Raw genomic sequence first — 6,000 nt, 5'->3', positions numbered from 1 at the left:
TGTGCAGGTCCCCACCGTCGCCCCCCCAAACCCCCGCGGTTGGCGCTGTGTTTTAACCCCTGCTTCCTTCGCGGGGGGGGCGGGGGGCCCCCCCCCCCCCCCCCCCGTTCCGGTCAGTCGAGCTTGATCAGACTGGTCAGCGCTGCAGGGTCAGCAGACCCGGCCGGTACGGCAGGAGGCCGTAGTCGACGCCGTCGGAGCTGGGGGAACGACCCTGGTAGAGCAGTTGCAGGTTGCAGGCGTCAACGGTCATCGTCTGGTCGGCGTTGGTGCGCAGCAGCTCACCGTGGCTGATGTCGTTGGTCCAGGTGGCACCGCTGTTGACCTTGCCGGCGAACGGGTTGCTCTGGGACGCGGCCTGCGGCGTCCACGTACCACCCAGGCTGGTGGCCGTGAACGAGCGGAAGTAGCGGCCCGTCGAGCCGATCGCCTCGACGATCATGAGGTACTTGTTCAGGCCCTGGAGCTTGTAGACCTGCACGGCCTCGAACAGGTTGTTCGTGGTGTCACTCATGATGGTCGTGTAGTTGGAGCCGAAGCTGCCCGGGAAGTTCCCGATCGGCATGCTGGCCCGGTAGATCTTGCCGTTGTCACCGGCGAAGAACAGGTACATGTTCGTGCCGTCACCGATGACCGCCTGGTCGATCGGGCCGGTGCCGGAGCCGGTGATGCTGCCGCTGAACAGCGTCTGCGCCGCTGACCAACCGTTCGGGTTGGTCGGGTCGGTCGAGGTCCGGTACGAGAACGCCGCCCCACCCCACTGGTAGGCGAGCACCCAGATGTTGCGCGGCGCGAAGTAGAACAGCGACGGCGCGACAGTGCCGGAGTTCATCGCGTTCTGGCTGGCCGAGCCCATCTGCGAGTAGTTCGAGAACAGGCTGAAGTTCATCGAACCCCAGCTGGACCCGAAGTCGTGCGTGGTGGCGTAGACCAGTTGCTGGCCGTTGTAGGGGGCGACGGTGAAGTCCTTCAGCGACACCCAACCCGACCTCGGGTTCGCCAACACTCCGGTGGAGGACCAGCGGTACGTCGAGGGAAGGTCGCAGGTGCCGCCCGGCGGCGGGGTCGTCGGCGGCGGCGTGGTGGGGTCGGTCCCACCGCCGACGCGGACGAACTGCCACTGCTGGTTGGTGCCGTTCCAGTCGTCGTACTGCACGATGTTGCCGCCGTCGGCGGTCGAGGCGCCCTGCACCTCCATCACCTTGTTGCTGTTCCGGTTGATCAACCGGACGTAGCCGCTGTCCGAGTCGGCAAGCCGGAACTGCTGGTTGGTGCTGTTGTTGTCGCTCCACTGCACGATGCTGCCGCCGTTGGCGGTCGAGAAGCCCGAGACATCCAGCACCTTGTTGGACAGCCGCGACTTCACCCGGTAGTACCCACCACCGGAGTCGACGAACTGCCACTGCTGCTGGTTGCCGTTGTTGCGGGTCCACTGGGTGATCCGGGCCCCGTCGTTCGTGGCCAGGTTATAGACGTCCAAGGCCTTGCCGCTGTTGCGGTTGACCAACACGTACCACGCGTTCGTGTCGACAGTCGCCGCAGCGGCGGGTGACGACACCACCGTTACGGCGGCACCACCGACCATCAACGCCGCCGCGCTGGCGGCGAGGATGCGGGGCAACCACCAACGTCGCCGCCGCGAAGGCGTTGCGATCGATGGAGACCTATCGAGGGCAGACATGATCCTCCTCCAGTGACCAAGAGCCGAACGGCCTGCCCGAGGGTGGGCGCACCGCGACGCGTGGCCGAGCACGCAGGCGTCAGAGAGTTAGCGTTAACAAGACGCCGGCAAGCAATAGCGCACGCCTGATTCGAGGTCGACGAAGCAAGGCTTGCCCGGAAAGCCGAGGTGTCGTCGTCCTTAGGCATCGACTGTGAGCGATAACATGCCGTTCGTCAAGACGTAACGTGCTGGGAACATCTACCGTTGTCGACCTGCGGATCTTGAGGTGAGACGACTTGAACCCCATTCCCGCAGGCATCGCCCCAGATCCCCGGCCAGGACCACCGCCAGGCCCTTGAGGAGGCCCTGCGAGCGCGTTAACATCGACGGCTGCCCATTGCTGATGGCTCACTGACGGTGCCGGTGAATGCAGCCTGACGGGTCGGCCGGCAGGAGCGATGGCGCGGCGACGGTAAGGACCGATCGCCATGCGAGCCAAAGCCCACCGGGTGGGCCGGTCCGCGGGGGCCGGGAACACCCCCGAGTCAGACCGCGCCTCGATCGACCAGGCTGAACGTCGTGTTCAGCGGGGCGTCGCCGAGAAACTCGACGAAGATCTCGCTCTTGGTCGGGCTCCACTGCACCGGGCCGTACTCGTCGTTGATGATGCCGTAGGCGGGGCGCCCCTTGTCGTCCTTGCCGTCACGGTACAACGTGAACAACGTTGCCTTGCTCGGCCGACAGTCGGCCCCGACCAGCGCCGAGTACCCCTCCGAATCGACCTTGACCCCGAGGCACGGTCGGTGGGCGATCTCCGGGTTGACCGATTTGATCATGTAGTCGACACCGACTGGTTCGAGTACGAAGAGCGCATCCTTGCCGGTTCCGTTGCCGACCTCGACCTCGCCGTGGGACGGCAGCGACAGGTCACGGTCGATCTCCACCACGTGCAGCAGGACTCGCCGCTGACCAGCCAGCATGGCCTGGGCCGGGTCCACGCTGGCCGACGGTGAGGCGGACGGCTTGCCCGACGCGGGCGTGGACGTCGTCGCCGCCGGCCCGGTCGTCGCCGGGCTACCGTTCGGCGACGAGCCGCTCCGGTCCTGTTTGGACTGCCAACTCAACAGTTGCGGACCGAACAGGAAAGCGGGCACCAGCACCGCGACCACCGCGGCGGTCGCCCCCAACGCGGTGAGCCAGCCACGCCGGCGTGGGTCCGCGCGGCCGGCCTTGGCCAGACCAGATGGCGTCGACCGCGCGCCTTGATCACCACCACCGGCAGCGGGCGACACACGTGGCGGCGTCGCGCCCAGGAGTTGGGCCGGATCGCCGGCACCCACCGGAGACGCGGCGGTCAACAGCCCGTCGAGCAACTCCCGGGACGTGGGCCGGGCAGCTGGGTCCTTCTCCAATGCGCGGGAGACCAGGTCCCGCAGCGGCCCACCGAGCCCGGTCAGGTCCGGTGGTTGAGTGAGGATCCGCATTGCGGTCGCGGTAGGGGAGTCGCCCCCGAACGGGCTGCGGCCCGTTGCGGCGTAGGCGACCAGGGCCCCCCAGGCGAAGATGTCCGCGGCCGGGCCGGCCGGACGGCCGGAAGCCGTGTCGAACCGCTCCGGAGCCATGTACGAGACGGTCCCGACCATCTGGTTGGTCCGGGTGTGCTGGCTCGTCGCCTCGAAGGCTCGGGCGATGCCGAAGTCGATGACCTTGATCCCACCCGGTGCGACCAGGACGTTCGCCGGCTTGAGGTCGCGATGGATCACCCCGGCGCCGTGGATGGCGGTGAGCGCGGTGGCCACCCCGACCGCGATGCCGTGCAGGTGCGCCCCTCCCAGCGGGCCCTGCTCCCGGACCACCTGGGCCAGACTGGGGCCCTCGACGTACTCCACCACCAGGTAGGGCGGGTCATGGTCCGGGTCGGCGTCCAGAACCTCGGCCGTGCAGAACGGTGGAACCTGGCGGGCGCGGTTCACCTCACTACGGAACCGACCCCGGAACTCCTCGTCGTGCGAGAGGTCCGCACGGACGACCTTGACCGCCACCCGCCGTCCTTGCGGCGACCGGGCCAGGAAGACACTGCCCATGCCCCCGTCACCGAGCCGGTCGAGCACCTCGTACCCACCGAGGCGTGCCGGGTCACCGGGACGGAGCCCGCCGCTCACGCCGGATGCCCGCAGACCGCGACCACAGCGCGAACCGATCCGCCCATCACCCGTCCCCCTAGGTCACTCCGACGCCGGCCGCAGCCTATCGTCCGCCCACCGAATCCCGTCGATGCTGTCCATCAGTCGGCCACCACCGGGGCTGCCGCCTCGTCGCGGCTGGGCCCCCTACCGCTTCGAGGCCCTGGGCTCTCCGCAGTCTTCTTCGCCGTGATCAGTGAGCCGTCACGCTCGGACTGCCAGCTCGGGCCCTTGAAGTGATGGACGCTGCCGCCGGTACCGAACAACTGGGCCTCCGGCACCGATGCCCCACGACGCAACCCCGACTCGTCGGCTCGGGCGACGCTACTGGAGCTGTTCTTCGACGTCTTCTACGTCGCCGTGTTCGCGCAACTGTCGATGCAGTTGGCCACGAATTCCCCTGGGGCGGACTGGGACAGAGCGTCATCCTGCTGCTGGCCGCGTGGTGGACCTGGGCGGGCACCGCCATCGACACCGAGTACTACGACCCTCGACGGCGAGCGTGATGTCTGTGAGTCATCAATATGACTCACAGACATCACGGTCGTTCGGGCGCTGCCCTCCGCACGGCCAAGAGGCAGCGCAGGCGACGGTGGTCGGATCACCCGCGATCCGACCACCATCCGCTGCGACCGTACGAGCTATCGGCGGCTCCACTGCTGGTTGGCCTGGCCGGTGCAGGTCCAGAGGACGAGCTTGGTGCCGTTGCCCGTACCCACGTTGTACGGGTCGAGGCAGAGGCCGGACTGCACCCCGGTGATGGTGCCGTTGGCGTTGACGTTCCACTGCTGGTTCGTTCCGCCATGGCAGTCGTAGATGGTGACCAGGGTGCCCGGCGAGGTGCCGTAGCCGGCGGCGTCGAGGCACTTGTTGCCGTACACGGTCAACGTCTTGCTGCTCGTGTAGGTCCACTGCTGGTTGGTGCGGCCGTGACAGTCCCACAACTGCACCTGGGTGCCGTTGGTGGTGGAAGAGCCGGGGACGTCGACGCAGCGGCCGGACAGGGCACCCACGATCGCAGTGGTCTGCTGCCCGCCGCCGCTTCCCGGGTCGCCGATGCTGCCGGGCACCGCCTGAAGCGCGCTGTACCAGCGGGCGGCCATCTTGTCGTAACCGCCGGCCGTGGGGTGGACGCCGTCGATCAGGTCGGCGGTGGTGAGTGCGCTGTACATGTCGACCAGGCGTACCCGCTTGCCGGCGTTCACCTTGCTCTGCACGATGCCCGGGATCGCCGCGTTGAAGGTGCGGGCGGCCGCATTCTGGTTGCTGTTGGAGAGCGGAATGATCTGCGCGACGAACACTTCCGCGTTGGGAGCTGTGCTGGTGATCCGGTCGATCAGGGTGGAGAGCCGGTTCGGCGCGGTGCTCACGTTGTAGTTCTGGAGGATGTCGTTGGTGCCGATGTGCAGCAGAACTGTCTGCGGCCGCTGGGTGTTCAGCCAGCCGACGATGTTCGCGTCGATCTGGTCGATGCGCCAGCCGGGATGCCCTTGGTGGTCGTGGTCACCCAGGCTGGCAGGCCCGTTGAACTGCGACCCGACGAAGTCCACTGTGTAACGCCCGTTGGCGAGTCGCTGCCAGAGCCCGATGCGGTACCCGCCCGGCACCTGCGTGCCCTCGGTGATGGAGTCGCCGAGAGGCATCACCCGCACCCCGCCGTTGGATTCGGCGTTGGCCGGGCCGGTCGAGGTCAGCACCCCGGCGAGGACGACACCGAGCGCCGCGGTCGCCGCGAGCCATCTTGCCCTGGTTCGCATAGATTTCTCCCCTGCACTGGCAGTGCTGACCGAGGGGTCAAGCCGTCGCGACAGTCGCCGCATCGACATGACGATGCCGCCGCAGCACTGGGACGGTTTGTTAACGCTAACAGCGATTCATGTAAATTCTTGTCGCTGATCCGGCCCACGTCAAGCGTCAGAAACCCGCGCGCCCTGGCCGGCGCGACGGCGGCCTGCGCCCTGCGTCGCCGGCTGCCACTCGCTGTCGCGCCGCTTGCCGCCCTGGTCGCGAAGAACCAAGCGACTGATCGGGTCGGGGACCTCAGGCACGGCAAGGTCCACCACGACGAAGCCGGCCAACGGGGGCGGCGGCATCTTCAACGACGGCGGCCAGGTCACCGTGGACCAGAAGATCCGCCATCAGCGGCAACCGGCC

General features: G+C 67.7%; 3 protein-coding genes. All 3 read right to left on the bottom strand.

Going from position 1 to position 6,000, the window contains the following annotated elements:
* Positions 1–136 precede the first annotated feature (136 nt).
* Positions 137–1,681 carry a non-reducing end alpha-L-arabinofuranosidase family hydrolase gene (locus AB0B48_RS00580; RefSeq protein ID WP_357193785.1) on the bottom strand — a complete coding sequence of 515 codons (1,545 nt, stop codon included), beginning with the start codon at positions 1,679–1,681 and terminating at the stop codon, positions 137–139.
* Between the two features lie 527 nt (positions 1,682–2,208).
* The gene (locus AB0B48_RS00575; RefSeq protein WP_357193782.1) at positions 2,209–3,825 is read right to left on the bottom strand and encodes a serine/threonine-protein kinase; all 1,617 of its coding nucleotides are present in this window, start codon (positions 3,823–3,825) and stop codon (positions 2,209–2,211) included.
* Between the two features lie 662 nt (positions 3,826–4,487).
* Complete coding sequence (locus AB0B48_RS00570; RefSeq protein ID WP_357193779.1) at positions 4,488–5,603, bottom strand: ricin-type beta-trefoil lectin domain protein; 1,116 nt, start codon at positions 5,601–5,603, stop codon at positions 4,488–4,490.
* Positions 5,604–6,000: the final 397 nt, after the last annotated feature.

The sequence above is a fragment of the Micromonospora sp. NPDC049089 genome (assembly GCF_040648775.1).
GTDB lineage: Bacteria > Actinomycetota > Actinomycetes > Mycobacteriales > Micromonosporaceae > Micromonospora.
Note: the sequence above shows the minus strand (reverse complement) of the source record. Positions and strands in the feature narration are given on the sequence as shown.

Bases quoted from the DNA above. Each gene is read 5' to 3' on its own strand.
- AB0B48_RS00570 (WP_357193779.1), bottom strand. From the start codon at position 5,603: ATGCGAACCAGGGCAAGATGGCTCGCGGCGACCGCGGCGCTCGGTGTC.
- AB0B48_RS00580 (WP_357193785.1), bottom strand. From the start codon at position 1,681: ATGTCTGCCCTCGATAGGTCTCCATCGATCGCAACGCCTTCGCGGCGG.